This is a genomic window from Actinoplanes sp. NBRC 101535, from assembly GCF_030269225.1.
Lineage (GTDB): Bacteria > Actinomycetota > Actinomycetes > Mycobacteriales > Micromonosporaceae > Actinoplanes > Actinoplanes rectilineatus.
On sequence record NZ_BSSY01000008.1, the window covers coordinates 411,476 to 429,589 of the forward strand.

Sequence of the window (18,114 nt, forward strand, 5' to 3'; positions counted from 1 at the left end):
CTGTGGGGGTGTGGTGATTACGGGCGTCCAGCGCACCCGAAATCACCACACCCCACAACGGTGTGGTGATTTCGGGTGGTCAGCGCGCCTGAAGTCACCACGCAGACCTTGACTGTGAAACGTGTCTATAGGTCGATGACGACCTTGCCGTGTACGTGGCGGCCGGCCTGGAGGGCGACCGCCTCGCGGATCCGCTCGACCGGGAAGGTCGCCGCGATCGGCACCCGGATCGTCCCCGCGGCGATCAGGCGGGCGATCTGCTCGATGCCGGCCGGGGGAGTGGTGGCGCCGTTCGCCGGCGTGATGCCGCCGACCTGCGCGGCGATGGTGGTGATGCGCTCGTCGGGTACGCCCAGGTCCCGCGCCGCCTGGACGGTGTCGGTGCCGTGCAGGTCGAGGGCGGCGGTGACACCGCCGGGCGCCACGGCGCGGACCCGGTCGGCGAGACCGTCGCCGTAGGTGACCGGCTCGGCCCCGAGGGCGCGCAGGGCCGCGGCCGACGCCGCCGATCCGGTCCCGATCACCCGCGCCCCGGTGAGGCGGGCGAGCTGGACGGCGAAGACGCCGACCCCGCCGCCAGCGCCGCCGACGAGCAGCGTGTCGTCCGGTCCGGGGCGGACCACGGCGAGGGCGGCGGCCGCCGTGCAGCCCGCGATCTCCAGGGCCGCGGCGGTACGGTCGTCGACGCCGTCGGGGGTGTGGTGCGCGGTGCCGCCCACCGCGATGGTCCCGGTCACGTCGACGATCACGTGATCGGCGACCGCGCGGGACATGGCGCCGCCGAACACCCGGTCGCCGGCTGCGAACCCGGTCACGCCCTCGCCGACCTGGTCCACGACGCCGGCGTAGTCGGTGCCGAATCCGCACGGCAGGCTCAGCCCGAAGCGGGTGGCGGCCTCGTCGCCGGACGTCATGTACCAGTCCATCGGGTTGAGCCCGGCGGCGGTGACACGGATCCGGATCTGTCCCGCCCCGGCCTGCGGTGCGGGCACGTCCTGCAGGGTCAGCATCTCGGGGCCGCCGAACGCGTCGGCGAACTGGACTGCTCGGCTCTCGTACCCGCTCATATGAGTTCCTCCAGCAACAGGAAACGGACTATGATCCGTTTTTCTCGTCGCCAACCTAGCACAACCGGAGCGTGATCCGTTTTGAGTGGAGCAGAGGCCCGTCGGGCCAGGTCGGACGCGAGCCGCAACCGCGACCAGCTGCTGGCGGTCGCGACCCGGCTGTTCGCCGCGGGCGGCACCGAGCCGTCGATGCGCGCGATCGCCCAGGAGGCCGGGGTCGGCATCGCCACCCTCTACCGGCACTTCCCGACCCGCGAGTCGCTCGTCGACGCGGTCTACCAGGACCAGGTCACGCGGCTCACCGACGGCGCCCGCGAACTGCTCACGCAGCTGTCCCCACCCGCGGCACTGCGGCGCTGGGCGGAGCTGTTCGGAGAGTGGATCGCCACCAAGAACGGCATGCTCGACACGCTGCTCGCCATGATCGAGTCGGGGGAGATCGCCCACGCCCGTACCCAGGCCGAGCTGTTCGCGGCGATCGGGGACATCCTCGAGGCCGGCTGGACGGCGGGTGAGATCCGCACCGACGTCACCGCCGAGGACATCGCGGCCGCGCTCATCGGGATCTTCACGGTGGCCCACCCGCACCAGCACGAACAGCGGGCGGCCCGTCTGCTGGACGTCCTGATGGACGGCCTTCGCAGCATTTGAAACACCCGGGCGCGGCAGGGTAGTGGGCTGCCGCGCCCGGGCGCTGTGGGGGGTGAATCAGCTCGAGGTGAACTCTGCCGTCCGGGTGCGACGGTCCGTCCGCGAAAACATGACAGTTCCTTGACGATCGTGATCTTCCGCGGTTCTCGGTGACGGCCGGCGGAAACACGAACGGCGTGGACGCCGCCGCGTCCACGCCGTTCGGGAGGTCTTACGTCAGCGCACCCGGACCCGCACCGAGTCCAGAGCCGGGGTCTGGTTCGCCCGCTCCATCATCGGGATGCGGTGCGAGCCGTCACCGGCCCACGAGGAGCACTGGAAGGTGCCCGCCTGGGCCAGACCCGGCACCTGGATGTTGACGGTGTCCGCCTGAGCGCCGCCCTTGCTGTCCTCGGTGGCGACGAAGAACGCCGGCACCGGGTCCGGGGCGGGAGCCTGCCGGGTGCTGTCCAGGATCCGGCACGCGGTGTGGAAGTGACCGCGGACCAGGCCGCCCTGCAGGACCGAGCTCTCCACGTAGTAACCACCCTGACCGGCCGCCAGGAAGCGGTCACGGATCAGGTTCCGGGTGCTCACCTGGATGGTGAACGCCTGGTTCCGGCGCACCTGGGTGGGCGCCTTGGTGATCAGCAGCGTGGGGTTGTTCGCCGCCGCGCCGACCTCGCCGAACTCGGTCGACACGCAGCGGTTGCCGTTCTGGAAACCGTCGTGCGGCGGCAGCTGGCTGGTGTCACACGTGTTAGTGAGAATCCCCAGGTTGTTGCCGCCGTTGTTCCCGTTGTTGTTATTGCCCCCGTTGTCGTTGCCGTTGTCGCCCTCACCCGCGTTGGTGTCGTCGCCCTCGGCCGCCTCGTTCAGCGTGCACTTGGACAGACCCGCGGCGTTGAGATCAGGCTTTTCGCCCTGGCGGCCGATCGCGATCTCGATGCGGTTGATGGCGGACTCACGCTTCCCCGCCAGCGGTCCGAGGATCGCGTTCTGGATGAAGTTGGCGCCGCCCTGGCCCTGCGTGTCGACCAGGCGCTTGTTCGCCTCGGCGATCTGCGTGTCGAGCAGAGCCAGGTTCTGGTCGACCTCGGCCTTGGCCTTCGCCGGAATGTCGACGTTGATGACGACCTGCGGACAGTTGACCGTCGGCACGCCCTCGGCCGCCGACGCGACGCCCAGGCCGACACCGACCGACGTCACCGCGACGACGGCGACGCCGCCACCGACCAGCCACTTACGCCCGCCGGAGCGGCTGTTCGTGAAACGCTTCTTGTACATAGGTGCCTGCGCCTTCGCGAGCTCTCACCGGTTCGTTCGACCACGAATACGGGAGCGTTCCCACAGCGGATCAACGAATCCGGCAAAAACTTTCAGCTTGCGCAGAATTCGGCGAGCGGGTCCACGTCGTCGACCCACTCGAACGTGCCGCGCAGCAGATCAGCACGCTGATCCACAGCGGTCACCGCGGCGGTCAACTCGCCCCACGGCATGGTCACGTGCAGCATGGTGCGCTCGATGTCCGGCGGCAGCGACGGCTTGTACTTCTCGGCGGTCGCCCGCAGCAGCAGACCCTCGGTGGAGATGTCCTCGACCCGGCCCGACACCGCGACCAGACGCTGCCCGCCGGTGCTGCGGATCTGCACGGTACCGACCGCCGGATGCTTCCCGGCCCGCCGCGGCGCCCCACGACGCTGCACCACACCGGCCGGCGCGTCACCGATCACCCGGAACTGGTCGCGGTGCAGCTCACCCTCCACCCAGGTGACGCCTGCGGTGGTGACCAGCTCGGCGATGCCGATCCGGCGGACGCCGGGCCCGTCCAGGCTGAGGACCGGGATGGGCGGCAGCTCGGCGATGAACGGGGCCGCCACGTCGGAGAGCGTGACGAGCACCCGGTCCTGCGCGTTCTGGCACCGAAGGATGAGGTTGCTGCCCGCCGGCACGGTGATCACCAGCCGCACGCTACCGCCCGCAGGGTGCACCCGAGCCGAAATCCGCTCGCCGCCCGCCGTTCCGGCCTGCCACCATCCTGGTGATTCAAGGAGGCGCCGATGACCGGTTTCGACATCCGCACGGTGAACCTGGCCGCGCTGAACTCGCTGACCAAGTACCCGTCGATCCCGACGTACCACCAGCTCGACCCGCGCAACGGCAGCCTGACCGACGAGGTCACGGTCTTCACCGGCACCGTGCACGGGACCGAGAAGGTCGACGGCACCAACTCACGGGTGATCCTGCTGCCGGACGGCTCCTACCTGCTCGGATCACGGGAGGAGCTGCTGTACGCGCGCGGCGACCTGATCGGCAACCCGGCGCTCGGGATCGTGGCGAACCTGCGACCGTTCGCCGACACGCTGACCGCGCCCGACGGCCGGATCCGGGTGCTCTACCTGGAACTCTACGGCGGCCGGATCGGCGGTCAGGCGAAGCAGTACTCGGCCCGCGGCGCCACCGGCTGGCGACTCTTCGACGTGGCGGAGTTCACCGAGGACGACTTCGCCGACAAGCTGGACTGGCCGCCCGCCACGATCTCCGCCTGGCGCGAGGACCAGGGCCAGTGGTTCCTCGGCGAGGACGAGCTGACCGCCACCGGCCTGGAGCTGGTGCCGCGACTGTTCCGGATCGACGGCTCGGCGCTGCCGTCCGGGATCGCGGAGATGAACACGTTCCTCGGCGAGCACCTGCCCGCCACGCTCGTCGCCCTGGACGACAGCGGGCTCGGCGGCCCGGAGGGCATCGTGCTCCGCTCCGGGGACCGGTCGGTCATCGCCAAGGCACGGTTCCAGGACTATGCGCGTACCCTCAAACGGCGGAAGTGACGCACGCCCAGCTCGGACACCAGAGCCGCGGCGACGATCAGCAGGCCGCCGGCCAGGGCGAGGGGCGTCAGACGTTCCCCGGCCAGGCGGCCGAGCAGTGCCGCCCAGACCGGCTCACCGGCATAGATCACGGTCGCCCGGGTGGCCGGCACCGACCGCTGCGCCCAGTTGATCGTCACCTGGATGACGGCGGTGGCCAGACCGAGCGTGCCGGCGATGGCGAGCAGCGTCCAGGACGGCGTGGGCAGGTGTTCGCCGGTGACCGGCATGACGGTGAACGCGACGGCCGAGCAGACCGCCAGCTGCACCACAGTCACCCGGCGGGCGTCGACGCTGCCGGCGAAGTGGCCGATCAGCACGATCTCCCCGGCGACGGCCAGGCTGCTTAGCAGGGTCATGGTCTCGCCGGGTCCGAGATGCAGGCCGCTGATCGAGGCGCCGGTGAGCAGCAGCAGGCCGGCGAACGCGAGCACGATGCCCAGCCAGGCGTCGGCGCTCGGGGCGCGGCGGGTGACCAGCCAGTACAGGATCGGGACAGCCGGGACATAGAGGGCGGTCAGGAACGCCGAAGTGGAGCTGGGGATGTACTGCAGACCGGCGGTCTGCAGGCCGTAACCGGCGGCGAGCAGAAACCCGACGAGCGTGCCGACGGTGAGTTCCCGGCGGGTCAGGCCGCGCAGGTGCGGCAGGAACAGCAGCGCCAGGACGAGCGCGGCGATGCCGAAGCGGATCCCGACGAAGGCCCACGGCCCGGTGACGGCCAGCCCGTGCTGGGTCAGCAGGAACGTGGACCCCCAGACGGCGGTGATGGTGACGAGTGCGTACTCCTGTCGGGTCATGCCGGTCAGCGTGCGGTTTCCTTCGCTGGGCAAGCAACTTCCATGCGTCCCGACGGCCTGGCACGCAACTATCATCAGCGGATGCTGTCCCTGGATGACAAAGATTGCATGATCCTGGACTTGTTGCAGCGTCAAGGAGATTTGCCGAACACCGATCTGGCCCGGCGGGTGGGTCTCTCCCCGGCGGCCACGTTGCGCCGGGTGCAGCGCCTGCGCGCCGAAAAAGCCATTCTGGGGGTACGCGCTGCCGTGAGTCCCGCAGCCGTCGGCGTCAAACTCGAGGCGTTCGTCCTGGTGACCCTGACCGAACACACCGAAGCCGGCGACGCCCGTTTCGCCGCCGCGGTCGCCGACATCCCGGCGGTGCTGCGTGCCGACGCGGTGACCGGGCCCGACGACATCCTGCTGCAGGTGGCGGCCGCCGACACCCGCGAACTCCAGGAGATCCTGCGGTCGCTGCTCCGCATCGGGGCCCGCCGGGTCACCACACTGCTGAGCCTGGAACCGGTGAAGCCGCCGTCGCCGGTGCCGGTCCGGCCTGTGTAGACATCGTTCGGCCTTTGTGGACTGACTTCGGTAGGGTCGGACGGTGGCCGGCCGTGTGACGATCCGTGATGTGGCGAGGGCGGCCGGTGTCTCGTACGCTTCGGTGTCCCGCTTCCTGAACCGCACCGGGCCGTTGAGCCCGGCGACCCGCCGCGCCGTCGAGTCGGCGGTCGCGGCGACCGGTTTCGTCCCGCATCACCATGCCCGCAGGTTGGCCGGGGCCCGGCCGGACACCGTGGCGTTCCTGCATTGCGTCGGGAGTGACCGGCTGCTCGCCGACCCGAACGTCAACGACCTGATGGCCGGATGCGCGACGGCCCTCGCCGACCGCGACATCCTGATGGTCACCCCGGTCGGCAGCGTCCCGGCTCCCGTTGTCGGCGCGTCGGCTCTTGTCCCCGGCGTCCCGGCTCCCGTTTTCGGCGTCCTCAGCGATCCGGCCCTGGTCTTCTCGGCCCCGGCAGCGTCGGCCGTCGTGCACGATCTGATCGGACGGGACTTGCCGGTCGTCGCGTGCGGCACCCCTCTCGGGTACGAGCAGAGCATCTCCTACGTGACCACGGACGACCGTGCCGGCGCCCGGGAGATCGTTACCTACCTGCGGTCCCGCGGCCGCCGTCGCATCGCCACCGTCACCGGCCCGCTCGACCTGCCCGGCGGCGTGCAGCGCCTGGCCGGTTACCGCGACGCCGTCGACGGTTTCGATCCGGCCCTGGTGGCCGTCGGCGACTTCACCTTCGCCGGAGGAAAGGCCGCCACCGAATTCCTGCTGCGCCGCGACCCCACATTCGACGCGCTGTTCGCCGCCTCCGACATGATGGCCGCCGGTGCTTTGGAGGCGCTACGCGAGGCGGGCCGATCCGTGCCCGGCGACGTGGCAGTGGCCGGTTTCGACGACGCCCCGGTGGCCATGACCACAGTCCCACCGTTGACCACGATGCGTATTCCCTGGTCACGGTACCCCGGCGAGCTGGTCCGCCAGCTCCTCCGCACCCTCGACGGCGACCTCCCGTCCGGCGTGGTCCTGCCGCTCTCCCTAACAGTCCGAGCCTCCACCTGAAGCGGTCCGCTGCGTCTCCGGGGATGTGGTGTCGTTTTGCCTTCGTGCCGGTTGTCAGCCCAGGCCGTCCGCGCGGTCGACATCGGAGACTGTCATCACCGGCACGGTGACGAACTCTTCGCACACGATCCGCGGCGGTGTGTCGAGTTCGAAGACCCGGAAGTAGCACTGCACGCGGAACGCCCCCACATGTTCGTCGACCCACCCCGTGTGTGGCACCCACGTCCATCGCAGTGTCTGCTCTGGATCCGCTCCGGGGCTCACACGCTCGCCGGGCTGCCATTCCTGCGGTTGTGCCAGGCGTTTCCACCACCTGTCGACGACGGTGAAGACCCCAGGCGGGGGATGAGTGGTGTCACGCCAGTGCGCAATGCAGACCCGGAACCGCTCCAGGTCCCAGTCGCCCCAGATGGCGAACTTGTCGGGGTCTCTCGGCACGCATCCCCCTTCGGGTCATGACGCTGTTCGACGGGACGTCACATATGCCTCGGCGGCGGCGCGTTCGGCCGGGTTCGGCCGTTCGCTGTCCGGGTCGTCGGTCTCGTCCGGGCGCCGGAACCAGGCGGTCAGCTCGTCCAGGTCGAGCGGGCTGTCGGCGCCGGCCTTGCGGGCGCGCTGCCACGGCTCGGACGCCTTGACCAGGGTGCGTAGCTCGGCGGGGGACAGCGATCCGTAGCGAACGACGACGTCGGTGACGGTCCCGGCCTGGCCCTCGGTGCTTATCGGTGTGCTGTCGGAGCAGGCGTCGCCGGGGCGGAGCGCGACGCCGCGGTCGGTGGCGAACAGCGGGTCGCCGAAGAGGGGCTGCCCGGACCAGGCAAGGTGATGGCCCTGGGCGAAGAACAGGAGCAGATGCTTCTTGGCGGCGGTCAGGCCGGGACGACGAAAATCTATGGCTGCGATGACAGAGTCGGCGCTGGTGGTCATCGGCGCAAAGTAGGCCGGGCGGGAGATCAGGTAAAGGCCCGCGGTAGGTGACTGATGCGGCATGCTTGTCCGGCGCATGGTGACCGACTCGTGACGTGCTGCCGGGGCCGCCGCTGAACTCGTCACATCACGAAAAGTATCGATACCGTTACTCCCGCGATGTCGGATCACGGACTAGTCACGGAAGACCGTCATTGCTCCTTCTGCGAATTCGCCAAGTTCGCACTCCGGGCAGGAGGGCGCGGTGTGGGACGGTCAACGGCCACGGGGATCCCCGAGCCTGACTCGTCCAACGCGCCGAGATCGAACGCATCCAGGTCAGAGGACCGTGGCGGTGCGGCGTGACCAAGTGGGGTCGGTGACGGTCAGGAGCAGGGACCGGGCCACCTCGGCGCGCGTCACCAGTGGCACGCCGGGGATCCGGTCGACCGTCGACAGGTCGCGGAGAGTGGCCGGGCGGCGCGGCCAGCCACCGGTCAGGACGCCCGGGTAGACCAGGGTCCAGTCCACGTCCGACTGGCGGAGACGGTCCTCGGCGTGCCGTTTGTCGGCGAACACCGGGCGGGTCACCGTCGAGTACGCGAACCGCATCACCGGACTCAGCCGGCGGATCGAGTCGCCGACGCCCAGTGCCGACAGTACGACGATCCGGCGTACACCGGCGGTGCGCATCGCGTCGGCGACCACCGGCAGCGTGTCGCTCATCAGTGTGCTCCGGGCGAACGGCAGGGCCGGTCCCAGGCAGCTGACCACCGCGTCCGCTCCGGCGAACGCCGATGCCAGGGCGGCCTGGTCGGCGAGGGAACCCACGACCACCGTCAGCGCCGGGTGTTCGGGCAGGTCACCGCGCCGGCGACCGTATGCCGTCACGGTGTGGCCCTCGTCGAGCGCCCGCCTGACCAGCAGCAGGCCGGTGCGGCCGGTGGCGCCGAGGACGACCAGCCTCATCAGTGGATCCGTTCCTGAGCCCGGCGCAGCAGCTCCGGGTCGTGCGCGTTGACGAGTGTCAGGTCCGGCCTGTTCGCCGACCACAGGGCGGCCAGCCTTGCGTGGTTTCCGGTGACGGCGCTCCGGTCGTACGCCACCAGGGTCTCCATGGTGAGGAGGCTGCGCGGCACCCGGCCGTCACCACCCACCTGGCCGCGGTGGTAGAACGCGTCACCGGCGTGCAGGATCCAGCCGCTCCCGGTGTCGACGGCGACCGCCGCGTGACCGCGGGTGTGGCCGGGCAGGTGGATCAGCAGGACGCCGGGTCGGATCTCGGTGGCCGCCGCGAAACCGTGCCAGGTGTCGCCGCGTTCCGGGTGGTGTTCGACGAGGCGGGGGTCGTGCGATCGTTGCGCCGGGACGTACCGGCCGCGTTCGCCGAAGGTCCGCGGATGGCGGATGGCTTCGGACTCGGCGGCGCTCAGGTGCACGTCCGCGGCGGGGAAGTCGGCCAGGCCGCCGGTGTGGTCGCTGTCGCCGTGGGTGAGCACGATGTCGCGTACCTCCGAAGGAGCGTGACCGAGCTTCCGCACCTGGTGGATCGCGGTTTCCTCGGCGCGCAGGTCCGGCCGGATCAGGGGACGGGCCCGGCCGATCCGGGACGGCGTGGCGATGTCGGCGAGGCCGAAACCGGTGTCGACGAGCATCAGCCCGTCGGGGTGTTCGATCAGCAGCACGTGGCAGATCAGGCCGCCGGGTGTCGCCGGTGGCCGCATGCTGCCGCAGTTCAGGTGGTGGACCTTCACGTGCCGGAGCCTATCCGGGCCGGGTTGTGGAACGCTTCGAGGATCAGGGAGGCGAACCGGCGGGATGCGGCGACCGACGCCTCCTCGGTGGCGGCGCGCAGGCCGCTGTTGGCGCGCAGGATCAGCAGGAAGTCGTCGAGTTGGAAGTCGTCGCGTAGTTCACCGGCGTGTTTGGCCCGGGTGGTGAGGTCGGCGATGGCGCGCACGGCCTGCGTGCGGGTCACGGTCAGATCCAGGGCTTGGGGGTACGCGGAGAGGAAGGCGGCAGTGAATCCCCGGTCCCGGGCGTGCAGTTCGCAGATACGCTCCACCAGGGTGCGGAATCCGGTCCACGGGTCGGGTTCGGCGAGTGCCTCGTCCAGGATGACCGTGCACAGGTTGAGCTGGTCGGCGAAGGCCTCGATGAACAGTGACTCCTTCGTCGGGAACCGCCGGTACAGCGTGGCGGGCCCGACTCCGGCCCGCCGGGCGATCTCGCGCATCGGCACGTCCAGCCCGTCGTGGGCGAGGGCGTGGCGGGCCGCCCCGAGGATGCGGTCGCGGTTGTCGCGGGCGTCCGAGCGGAGCGTTTTCTGAGACAGTCGATCAGGCACGCTCTCACTTTAGCTAACCGGACGGGGTGTTCCGGATAGCGTTCCGGGTCATGAGAGCACTGCAGTTTTCCGAGTACGGGTCCGCCGACGTCCTGCACGTCGCCGAGGTGCCGGAGCCGCACGCCGGACCGGGCCGGATCCGGATCGCCGTCCGCGCCTCCGGCGTCACCCCCGCCGACTGGAAGGTCCGCTCCGGCGCGTTCCAGCAGATGATCCCGCTGCCGCTGCCCCACACTCCGGGCATCGACGCGGCCGGTGTCGTCGACGAGGTCGGTGAGGGCGTCACCGGGGTGGCGGTCGGTGACGAGGTGTTCGGGATGGCCGACCTGGCCGCGATGGGCGGCGCCAACGCCGACCACGTGGTCCTCGCGCTCTGGGCGCCCAAGCCGTCCACGCTCACCTGGGAACAGGCCGGCGGCGGGGCGGGCAACACCGAGACCGCGGTGCGGACCCTCGCCCTTCTGGGGGTACGCGCGGGCGACGTCCTGCTGATCGACGGCGCGGCGGGCGGTGTCGGCAGCATGGCCGTCCAGTTCGCGGTGGCCGCCGGTGCGACGGTCGTCGGTACCGCGGGCCCGGCGAACCACGAGTTCCTCGCCGGCCTCGGGGCGATCCCGGTCACCTACGGGCCGGGCCTCGCCGACCGGGTGTCCGCGCTGGTCCCGAAGGTGGACGCGGTCCTCGACTGCGCCGGATCGGGTTCGCTGCCGGAGTTGGTGAAACTGGCGGGCGGCCCGGAGCGGGTCGTGACGATCGCGGACCTGAGCGCTGCGGAACCCGAGGTGCTGCGGTCGCGGACCGGCGGACCGGGCGCGGGACCGCAGGCGGTGGCCGAGTTCAAGGCTTCGGTCGAACTGTTCGAGCAGGGCAGGGTGACGGTGCCGGTGGCGGCGGTGTTCCCGCTGTCGGAGGCGGCGGACGCGCACCGGCTGAGCGAGACCGGTCACCTCCGCGGCAAGATCGTCCTCACGCCGTAGCCCGGGGGCGGTGGGTCCCGGGCTACGGCGGCAGGGGAAGGGCTCTCAGATGAGGTCGATGCAGTCGAAGGCCAGGCCGGGGCTCAGATAACCGTCGCCGGACGAGCCGCTGACCACGTTCAGTTTGAGGATGTTCCACTGGCTGGTGTCGGTGAGGAAAGCGCTCGCCGGGACCGTGTAGGTGAGGAACGCCGTGTAGGAACGGTATGCGCCGACGGTCAGGCTGCGGGTGCCGGAACTGCTCGGCGCGGCCGGGATCGACGACGTCCAGCTGTTCACCGTGATCTGATGGCGGCCGCCCGCGAAACTCGCCGACAGCCCGATCCGCAGGGTGTGCGCGGCGGCCGCCTGCGCCGCGGTCAGCTTGAAGTAGACGATCAGGCCGTTGTTGACGCCCACCCACTGGTAGCAGGGGAACCCGCTGACGGCGGTGGTGCCGACGATGAAGTTGCCGGTCCAGGACGCGGCCCGGTTGTCGGACGGGTGGGCGTACGTCATCAGGTCCGCGTTCTTGAAACCCTTCGGCGAACCGGTCCAGTCACCGATCCGCCAGATCGCGGCGGTCGCACTCGGATCACTGCTGATCGTGATGGTGTTCACCGTGGTCGTGCCGCCCGCGGTCACCGTGACCGACCCGGTGTAGACCGGCAGCTCATCCTTGTAAACGGTGAGCGTGTAGCTTCCGGGCAGCATGCCGGGGCAGCTGAAATAGCCGGTGCTCGCGGTCGCCACCGCCCAGTACTGCGCCGCGCTGTTGGCGAAACCGACGGTGTACGTGTAAGCCGTGTCCCGCCCGTTGAGGCCGACACCGGCGACCCGGCCGCGACCGGAGGCGCTCACATGATTCTGAATGCCGAGCCCGTCCGCCCACGACGTGTCGATGTTGCGGGCGTAGAGCGACGAGGCCGGGGCGCCGCCGTCGGTGAAGGCGAGCACGTACGGGCCGTGCAGCCCGTACCGCTGTTCCTCGGTCTGCGCCATGTTGTACCAGACGATCTCGTAGAGGTCCGGTGATGCGGTGCTGCCGGAGCGCAGCAGCGACCGGTAGAACGGCCCGCCGGACGCCTTCTCGTGGTTGCTGCGCACCATCCAGATGCCGACCGTGCCGGACGCGGTCGTCGCCCCGACGTAGTCGAAGTCCATCACCCGCTTGCCCGAGTAGTGCTTGGACCGGGTGGTGCCGTCGGTGGCCCGGAAGACGTCCCCCGACTCGATCGTCGTCGCCGTCGCCGAGTCCCAGGCGTCGCCGCCGCTGAAACTGAGCGCCCCGGGCTTCAGCCGCACGATGTAGCGCTGCATGGTCGTCGAGTTGGCGTCCTTGTACGTCCACATGTAGATGTTGTTCTCGCCGGCCCGCGCCACGTAGTAGTGCACGAGCGTCCCGTACACCACTTTGATCATCACCGTCGCCGTGCTGCCGGAGATCGTCACGGTGGACGCGCCGAGGCCGCTCTCGACGTGCGAGTTCTTGCCGTAGCCCTGGTATTCGACGCCGCGATAGACGAAGGAGACCAGGTCACCGTTGGTCTTGCTGACCTTGAAGACCAGGTTGGCGCCGGTCGTCACCACATAGTTGGACCCGTCGTCGGTCCAGGTGACCGAGGCGGCGGCGGCCGGATCGGCGGCGACCAGGGCGCCGGCGGTGCCCACACCGACGGCTTTGATGAGGGTACGGCGTTTCGTCACTGTCACTCCCAGGAGGGCGGGGACCGTGCCGTCCGCCGGTTTCGGGGATGCGGCCGACACGTTACCAACTGAAGGTTATCGATGTTCCCGGTAACATTCCCGCGCGTCAAGGGCGGGTGATGTCCCTGGTCCGGGTCGCGAATCACGAAGCGTGTCGGCGCCGGCCGACCTGCTCCACTCCCGCTATGTGGGACAGCGGGAGTGCTCGAGTGATGCGGGCCACTCGAGGGTGCCCCGGGATGCGGGAGTGGGGCTGCGGCGGTTCCGGATGTGTCTCTGAGATCCGGCGGCGGGTCAGCCCGGCGCCGGCGGCGGCAAGGCCGGGATGTGCCCAGGTCGCAGTCGGTTACGGGGAGGTGTGGTGGTGGGGGAGTGGCAGGTCGTACCCCCGAAGGAGAGTGCGAGAAACGCCCGAGCCTGACCGAATCTGATCGCGAAAAGTTGAGCCTTCCACCTTTGATATGACCCTGACGATATATAAGGTTGTCACTACTTCCCGACCATAATGAATCGACACATTGCCATGTGTGTATCTCATGGTTCGGGAGGAACCGCGTGAAGAAATCCCTCGCGCTGGCCGGCGTCACCGCGCTGGTCGGCAGCACCCTCGTGGCCACCGCCGCGAGCAGCTCGGCAGCCCCGCCGGCGCCCACCCCGCCCACCGAGGCGCAGGCGATCAGCCGGGCCGACGCCCTGATCGAAGCGCGTCCGGCGGCTATCGGCGCCGTGGGCGACGAATCCTACACCGCCTATCGGGCCACCATCGATTCCGACGGTGACGCGCACGTCCGCTACGCCCGCGAGTACGAGGGCCTGCGGGTCTACGGCGGCGACTTCGTCGTGCACACCAACGCCGACGGCAGCCTCGCCGGGACGTCGCTGGGCCTGACCAAGCCGCTGACGCTGAGCACCAAGGCGAAGGTCGCCGAGGCGACCGCGCTGAAGACCGCCAAGGCGCGCTTCGAGGGCAAGCTGACCGGAACCGACCAGCCTGAGCTGTTCGTCGACGCCAGCACCGGCCTCGGCCGGCTCGCCTGGGAGACCGTGCTGCACGGCTGGGCACCCGACGGGCAGACCCCCTCCCACCTGCACGTCATCACCGATGCGACGTCCGGCAAGCTGATCGGACAGTACGACGAGATCGAGAACGTGGCCGGCACCGGCGCCAGCATCTACTCCGGCACGGTCGGCGTGGACACCACGCTGAGCGGCTCGACCTACAGCCTGATCGACCCGGAGCGCGGCAACGGCAGCACCTGCGACATGAACAACGGCACCAGCACGTGCACCACGTTCACCGACGCGGACAACGTCTGGGGCACCGGCACCACCGCGAGCCGGCAGTCGGCCGCCATCGACGCCCACTTCGGCGCGGCGACCACGTTCGACTACTTCAAGAACGTGCACGGCCGCAACGGCATCTTCGACGACGGCCGGGGCGTGCCGTCGCGGGTGCACTACGGCAACGCGTACGTGAACGCGTTCTGGGACGGCGCCCAGATGACCTACGGTGACGGCGCGGGCAACGCGAAGCCGCTGGTAGCGCTGGACGTGGCCGGTCACGAGATGTCGCACGGCGTCACCGAGCACACGGCCGGCCTGGTCTACTCGGGCGAGTCCGGTGGGCTCAACGAGTCGACGAGTGACATCTTCGGCACCGCTGTCGAGTTCTACGCGAACACCACCAGCGACCCGGGCGACTACGACATCGGCGAGAAGATCGACATCCGGGGTACGGGCGCGCCGCTGCGCTACATGTACAACCCGACGCTCGACGGTGCCTCGCACGGCTGCTGGTCGACCAGCACGAACAGCGTGGACGTGCACTACTCGTCCGGTCCGGGCAACCACTTCTTCTTCAACCTCGCCGAGGGCACCGGCGCCACCGCGTACGGCACCTCGCCGGTCTGCGGCACCGCCCCGGGCGTCGTCGGCATCGGACTGGAGAAGGCCGAGAAGATCTGGTTCCACGCGCTGGACGCCTACTTCACGTCGACCACCAAGTACGTGAACACGGCCGCCCCGGCCAACACCTCCCGCGCCTACACCCTGCAGGCCGCCGACGACCTGTTCGGTCTGTGCTCGACCGAGTACAAGGCGGTCCAGGCCGCGTGGACCGCGGTCAACGTGGCCGGCAGCGACCTCGAGTGCCCGGTGGCCAACGACTTCCGGGTGGCCGTCGCCCCGACCACGGTGACCCTGGACCCCGGCACCTCGGCGACCCTCGACGTCACCACCACCAGCGTCGACGGTGAGGCGCAGACCATCGACCTGACCACCGGCACCCTGCCGGCCGGGGTGACCGCCGCGTTCGCCGACGCGTCGGTGACCGCCGGTGAGTCCACCACCCTGACGCTGACCGCCGCCGCGTCGGCCGGCAGCGGGGAGAGCACGGTGACCGTGATCGGCACGTCGCCGGCCACGATCCGCCAGGTCAACGTGGCGCTCACGATCAACGGGCTGCCGGGTTGCTCGGGCAGCAACAGCACCGACGTGACGATCTCGGACAACGCCACGGTCGAGTCGAGCATCGTGATCAGCGGTTGCGACGCGACCCCGTCGGCGACGGCCAAGGTCGAGGTGCACATCGTCCACACCTACATCGGTGACCTGATCGTCTCGCTGGTGGCGCCGGACGGCAGCGCGTACGTGCTGCAGAGCCGGACCGGTGGCAGCGCGGACAACATCGACACCACCTACACCGCGAACCTGTCCTCCGAGACGGCGAACGGCACCTGGAAGCTGCGGGTGCAGGACGCCGCTTCGGCTGACGTCGGCTACATCAACAGCTGGTCGCTCAACCTCTGAGTAATCGCTTGATCGCGGTCCCGTGGCGGCGGGACCGCGATCTTGTCATTCATCGACGAGATGATCTAGCTTCCATGGTGATATATCCGCCACGGAAGGCAAAAACGGATGCTGTCACGTCGGAAACTTCTCGCAGGTGCCACCGGACTCGGCGCACTCGGCCTGGCCGCGGCGGCCGGAGCCACGGCCTTCGCCGGGGAGACCGCACCCCGGATCCCGGCCACCCTCGCCCACCGGCGCCCGCGGATCGCCAGCCGGACCCGCACCGACGTCGCGGACTTCACCCTCACCCACCTGTCGGTCGCCGCCCCGGCAGCGGCCGCGGTCCGGCTGCGCACCAGCGCCGGCTGGGGCGACTGGGTCGACCTGACCACCTGCGCCGGCGGACGCGACGACAAACCCGCCCCCACCGGCCGGCGCTCCCTGATCCTGGCCCGCGACGTCACCGGGTACGAGGTGCAGACCGCCGACGGCAGCGCGGCGACCGTCACCGAGCTGAACACGGTCGACGGGCCGGCCGGTGCGATACAGGCCGTCGGCGCCGACCGGATCGGCGACTGTGAGCTTCCGGCGTACCTCTCCCGGGCCGCGTGGGGCGCCGACGAGTCGCTGCGGTTCAGCGCGGACGGTGCGACCGAACTGTGGCCGGTGGACTACTACCCGCCGCAGGCTTTCACCGTGCACCACACCGGCGTCTACGAGCACAACGACGACCCGGACCCGCTCGCCACCGTCCGGGCGATCTACTACGACGACTGCGTGCTCGACGGCTACGGCGACGTCGGGTACCAGCTGCTCATCGACGAGGCGGGCGCGGTCTACGAGGGACGCGTCTCCGGCGACGACAGCCTGCCGGCCTTCGGCCCGGACGGCGTCGCCGTGGCGAACGGCGCCCACGTCGGCCAGTTCAACGCCGGCAACATCGGCATCGTGCTGCTCGGCCGCTTCACCGACACCCAGCCGACGGCCGCCGCGCGCGAATCCCTGGTCAAGGTACTGGCATACCTCGCCGGAAAGACCGGGATCGACCCGGCGGGCAAGGTGAACTACCTCAACCCGGTCAACCTCAAGGGCGGTACCGTCGACGCGATCCAGGGCCACCGGGACTGGGCGACGATCGGCGCGGGCTCTACCGAGTGCCCCGGGGACGCCTTCCACCCGACGCTGGCGTCGGTGCGGGCGGACGTCGCCGCACTTCTCTGAACAACCGCTCCCACTGCTCGGCGATGACCGGCATCTCGTACCGGGTGCCGGTCACCCGGGCGGCCCGCCCCATCCGCTCCCGGTCCTGACCGTTCTCGATCATCTGGCTCAGGGCGGCGGCGAGCCCGTCGACGTCCTCGGCCGGCACCAGCAGACCGTTGGTGCCGTGCTCGACGATCTCGGCCGGACCGGTCGGGCAGTCGAAGGAGACCACCGGCAGGCCGCTGCTCATCGCCTCGAGCAGCACCATCGGCAGGCCCTCGTGGCGGGAGCTGAGCACGAACAGGGCCGCCGTCGCGAACTCGGCGTCCAGGTCCCGCGAGACGCCGCGCAGCCGGATCACGTCCTCGAGGCCCCGCTCGGCGATCATCGTAGTGAGCCGTTGCCGCTTGCGGCCGTAGCCGAAGATGTGCAGCTCCCAGTCCGGGTGTCGCTCGTGCACCCGGGCGAAGGCCTTGATAAGCAGATCGAAGCCCTTCTGCCGGACCAGCCGCCCGGCCGCGACGACGACCTTGGTGCCGTGTCGCTGAGGTGTGCTGGTCCGCGCCGGGATGCCGTTCGGAATCCGGACCAGCCTGGTTCTGCCGCCCAGCGCCTCGCGGTAGGCGGCCAGATCAGCTTCGGTCAGCACGGTCACCGCGTCCAGCCGCGGGTAGGCCCGCAGGATCTCCCGGCGCAACCGCCGCCGGTAGGTGCCGAGATTCATGTGGTCCTGGCCGATCCGGATCAGCCGACGGGGACCGAACCAGGCGGACAGGATGTTCAACGCGGGCCGGGTGGTGATCACGATGGCGTCCCGCTGCGCCCGGATGTACCGCACCACCCGCAGATCAACGGCCGGATCCCAGCCGCGGTACCGGAAATCGCGCCCGTGCGGCAACGGATTCCGCAGCCCCGACCGTCGCGCACGCTCGGACAACGTCACCAGCCGCACCCGCGGATCAAGCGGAAACACCGGGGCGTCAGCGCTCCGGTGCACACTGGCGATCTCCACGTCGTGCGCCCCGCACAACGCGTTCGCCTGATGGAAAACGGTCCGGACGGTCCCGCCGACGCCATAGGCGTTGTGCAGAAGATAACGAACCCTCACCCCACCATTGTGTACGCCCGAGGCACCGTGCGGCTGGTGCCGCTGGTCTGCAGCAGTTCCCTGTACCGCACTCGCAGACGCCGCGGTGCCGGAGAGCGGGGTTCGCAGCGGAGGGGGCGGGAGAGCG

Annotated in this window: 18 protein-coding genes; 7 read left to right on the forward strand and 11 right to left on the reverse strand. The window is 70.0% G+C overall.

The window, feature by feature from the left end; translation table 11 throughout:
• Positions 1-125 precede the first annotated feature (125 nt).
• Positions 126-1,067 carry an alcohol dehydrogenase catalytic domain-containing protein gene (locus tag QSK32_RS24145; protein ID WP_285473254.1) on the reverse strand — a complete coding sequence of 314 codons (942 nt, stop codon included), beginning with the start codon at positions 1,065-1,067 and terminating at the stop codon, positions 126-128.
• Positions 1,068-1,148: 81 nt separating this feature from the next.
• On the opposite strand from QSK32_RS24145, the gene QSK32_RS24150 reads away from it, so the two are divergent.
• Positions 1,149-1,718: a TetR/AcrR family transcriptional regulator gene (locus QSK32_RS24150; RefSeq protein WP_285473255.1), complete on the forward strand. Its 570-nt coding sequence runs from the start codon at positions 1,149-1,151 to the stop codon at positions 1,716-1,718.
• Between the two features lie 216 nt (positions 1,719-1,934).
• Here the strand turns inward: QSK32_RS24150 and QSK32_RS24155 are convergent, their stop codons facing one another.
• Together QSK32_RS24155 and QSK32_RS24160 are read right to left on the reverse strand one after the other, a co-directional pair.
• On the reverse strand, positions 1,935-2,984 hold the full coding sequence (locus QSK32_RS24155; protein ID WP_285473256.1) for a hypothetical protein: 1,050 nt from the start codon (positions 2,982-2,984) through the stop codon (positions 1,935-1,937).
• Positions 2,985-3,076: 92 nt separating this feature from the next.
• On the reverse strand, positions 3,077-3,658 hold the full coding sequence (locus QSK32_RS24160) for a hypothetical protein (protein ID WP_045741699.1): 582 nt from the start codon (positions 3,656-3,658) through the stop codon (positions 3,077-3,079).
• Positions 3,659-3,757: 99 nt separating this feature from the next.
• Here QSK32_RS24160 and QSK32_RS24165 point away from each other — a divergent pair, with 99 nt between their 5' ends.
• On the forward strand, positions 3,758-4,525 hold the full coding sequence (locus tag QSK32_RS24165) for an RNA ligase family protein (RefSeq protein ID WP_285473257.1): 768 nt from the start codon (positions 3,758-3,760) through the stop codon (positions 4,523-4,525).
• Here the strand turns inward: QSK32_RS24165 and QSK32_RS24170 are convergent.
• Complete coding sequence (locus QSK32_RS24170) at positions 4,495-5,364, reverse strand: DMT family transporter (RefSeq protein WP_285473258.1); 870 nt, start codon at positions 5,362-5,364, stop codon at positions 4,495-4,497. The two genes, QSK32_RS24165 and QSK32_RS24170, sit on opposite strands and share 31 nt — an antisense overlap.
• An 81-nt stretch (positions 5,365-5,445) precedes the next feature.
• Here QSK32_RS24170 and QSK32_RS24175 point away from each other — a divergent pair, with 81 nt between their 5' ends.
• Positions 5,446-5,910, forward strand: coding sequence for an Lrp/AsnC family transcriptional regulator (locus QSK32_RS24175; RefSeq protein ID WP_285473259.1), 465 nt, complete (start codon positions 5,446-5,448; stop codon positions 5,908-5,910).
• Positions 5,911-5,953: 43 nt separating this feature from the next.
• Positions 5,954-6,970: a LacI family DNA-binding transcriptional regulator gene (locus QSK32_RS24180; protein WP_285473260.1), complete on the forward strand. Its 1,017-nt coding sequence runs from the start codon at positions 5,954-5,956 to the stop codon at positions 6,968-6,970.
• Positions 6,971-7,024: 54 nt separating this feature from the next.
• On the opposite strand, the gene QSK32_RS24185 is transcribed toward QSK32_RS24180, so the two are convergent.
• The 5 genes from QSK32_RS24185 to QSK32_RS24205 all read right to left on the reverse strand — a co-directional run bounded on the left by QSK32_RS24185 (position 7,025) and on the right by QSK32_RS24205 (position 10,223).
• Positions 7,025-7,408 (reverse strand): hypothetical protein, encoded by a 384-nt coding sequence (locus tag QSK32_RS24185; RefSeq protein ID WP_285473261.1) that lies wholly within the window; start codon positions 7,406-7,408, stop codon positions 7,025-7,027.
• Positions 7,409-7,423: 15 nt separating this feature from the next.
• Entirely contained in the window at positions 7,424-7,897 is a 474-nt protein-coding gene (locus QSK32_RS24190) for a Panacea domain-containing protein (RefSeq protein ID WP_285473262.1), read from the reverse strand.
• A gap of 318 nt (positions 7,898-8,215) precedes the next feature.
• The gene (locus tag QSK32_RS24195; protein WP_285473263.1) at positions 8,216-8,845 is read right to left on the reverse strand and encodes an NAD(P)-dependent oxidoreductase; all 630 of its coding nucleotides are present in this window, start codon (positions 8,843-8,845) and stop codon (positions 8,216-8,218) included.
• Positions 8,845-9,630, reverse strand: a complete 786-nt coding sequence (locus tag QSK32_RS24200; RefSeq protein WP_285473264.1) for an MBL fold metallo-hydrolase — start codon at positions 9,628-9,630, stop codon at positions 8,845-8,847. Before QSK32_RS24200 ends, QSK32_RS24195 begins: the two co-directional genes overlap by 1 nt.
• Positions 9,627-10,223, reverse strand: coding sequence for a TetR/AcrR family transcriptional regulator (locus QSK32_RS24205; RefSeq protein ID WP_285473265.1), 597 nt, complete (start codon positions 10,221-10,223; stop codon positions 9,627-9,629). The genes QSK32_RS24200 and QSK32_RS24205 overlap by 4 nt, the downstream gene beginning before the upstream one ends.
• A 50-nt stretch (positions 10,224-10,273) precedes the next feature.
• Between QSK32_RS24205 and QSK32_RS24210 the strand changes: the two genes are divergently transcribed.
• Positions 10,274-11,200 carry an NADP-dependent oxidoreductase gene (locus QSK32_RS24210; RefSeq protein ID WP_285473266.1) on the forward strand — a complete coding sequence of 309 codons (927 nt, stop codon included), beginning with the start codon at positions 10,274-10,276 and terminating at the stop codon, positions 11,198-11,200.
• Between the two features lie 45 nt (positions 11,201-11,245).
• Here QSK32_RS24210 and QSK32_RS24215 read toward each other — a convergent pair whose 3' ends face one another.
• Entirely contained in the window at positions 11,246-12,886 is a 1,641-nt protein-coding gene (locus QSK32_RS24215) for a rhamnogalacturonan lyase B N-terminal domain-containing protein (RefSeq protein ID WP_285473267.1), read from the reverse strand.
• A 555-nt stretch (positions 12,887-13,441) separates the two neighbouring features.
• Between QSK32_RS24215 and QSK32_RS24220 the strand changes: the two genes are divergently transcribed.
• On the forward strand, positions 13,442-15,694 hold the full coding sequence (locus QSK32_RS24220) for a M4 family metallopeptidase (protein WP_285473268.1): 2,253 nt from the start codon (positions 13,442-13,444) through the stop codon (positions 15,692-15,694).
• Positions 15,695-15,802: 108 nt separating this feature from the next.
• On the forward strand, positions 15,803-16,897 hold the full coding sequence (locus tag QSK32_RS24225; RefSeq protein ID WP_052720304.1) for a peptidoglycan recognition protein family protein: 1,095 nt from the start codon (positions 15,803-15,805) through the stop codon (positions 16,895-16,897).
• On the opposite strand, the gene QSK32_RS24230 is transcribed toward QSK32_RS24225, so the two are convergent.
• Positions 16,824-17,987 (reverse strand): glycosyltransferase family 4 protein, encoded by a 1,164-nt coding sequence (locus tag QSK32_RS24230; RefSeq protein ID WP_285473269.1) that lies wholly within the window; start codon positions 17,985-17,987, stop codon positions 16,824-16,826. The genes QSK32_RS24225 and QSK32_RS24230 overlap by 74 nt on opposite strands.
• Positions 17,988-18,114 lie beyond the last annotated feature (127 nt).

What these genes read in the sequence shown, in the direction of transcription:
- QSK32_RS24145 (WP_285473254.1), bottom strand. Translation starts at nt 1,067, where the DNA reads ATGAGCGGGTACGAGAGCCGAGCAGTCCAGTTCGCCGACGCGTTCGGC.
- QSK32_RS24175 (WP_285473259.1), top strand. Translation starts at nt 5,446, where the DNA reads ATGCTGTCCCTGGATGACAAAGATTGCATGATCCTGGACTTGTTGCAG.
- QSK32_RS24210 (WP_285473266.1), top strand. Translation starts at nt 10,274, where the DNA reads ATGAGAGCACTGCAGTTTTCCGAGTACGGGTCCGCCGACGTCCTGCAC.
- QSK32_RS24155 (WP_285473256.1), bottom strand. Translation starts at nt 2,984, where the DNA reads ATGTACAAGAAGCGTTTCACGAACAGCCGCTCCGGCGGGCGTAAGTGG.
- QSK32_RS24170 (WP_285473258.1), bottom strand. Translation starts at nt 5,364, where the DNA reads ATGACCCGACAGGAGTACGCACTCGTCACCATCACCGCCGTCTGGGGG.
- QSK32_RS24190 (WP_285473262.1), bottom strand. Translation starts at nt 7,897, where the DNA reads ATGACCACCAGCGCCGACTCTGTCATCGCAGCCATAGATTTTCGTCGT.
- QSK32_RS24225 (WP_052720304.1), top strand. Translation starts at nt 15,803, where the DNA reads ATGCTGTCACGTCGGAAACTTCTCGCAGGTGCCACCGGACTCGGCGCA.
- QSK32_RS24165 (WP_285473257.1), top strand. Translation starts at nt 3,758, where the DNA reads ATGACCGGTTTCGACATCCGCACGGTGAACCTGGCCGCGCTGAACTCG.
- QSK32_RS24195 (WP_285473263.1), bottom strand. Translation starts at nt 8,845, where the DNA reads ATGAGGCTGGTCGTCCTCGGCGCCACCGGCCGCACCGGCCTGCTGCTG.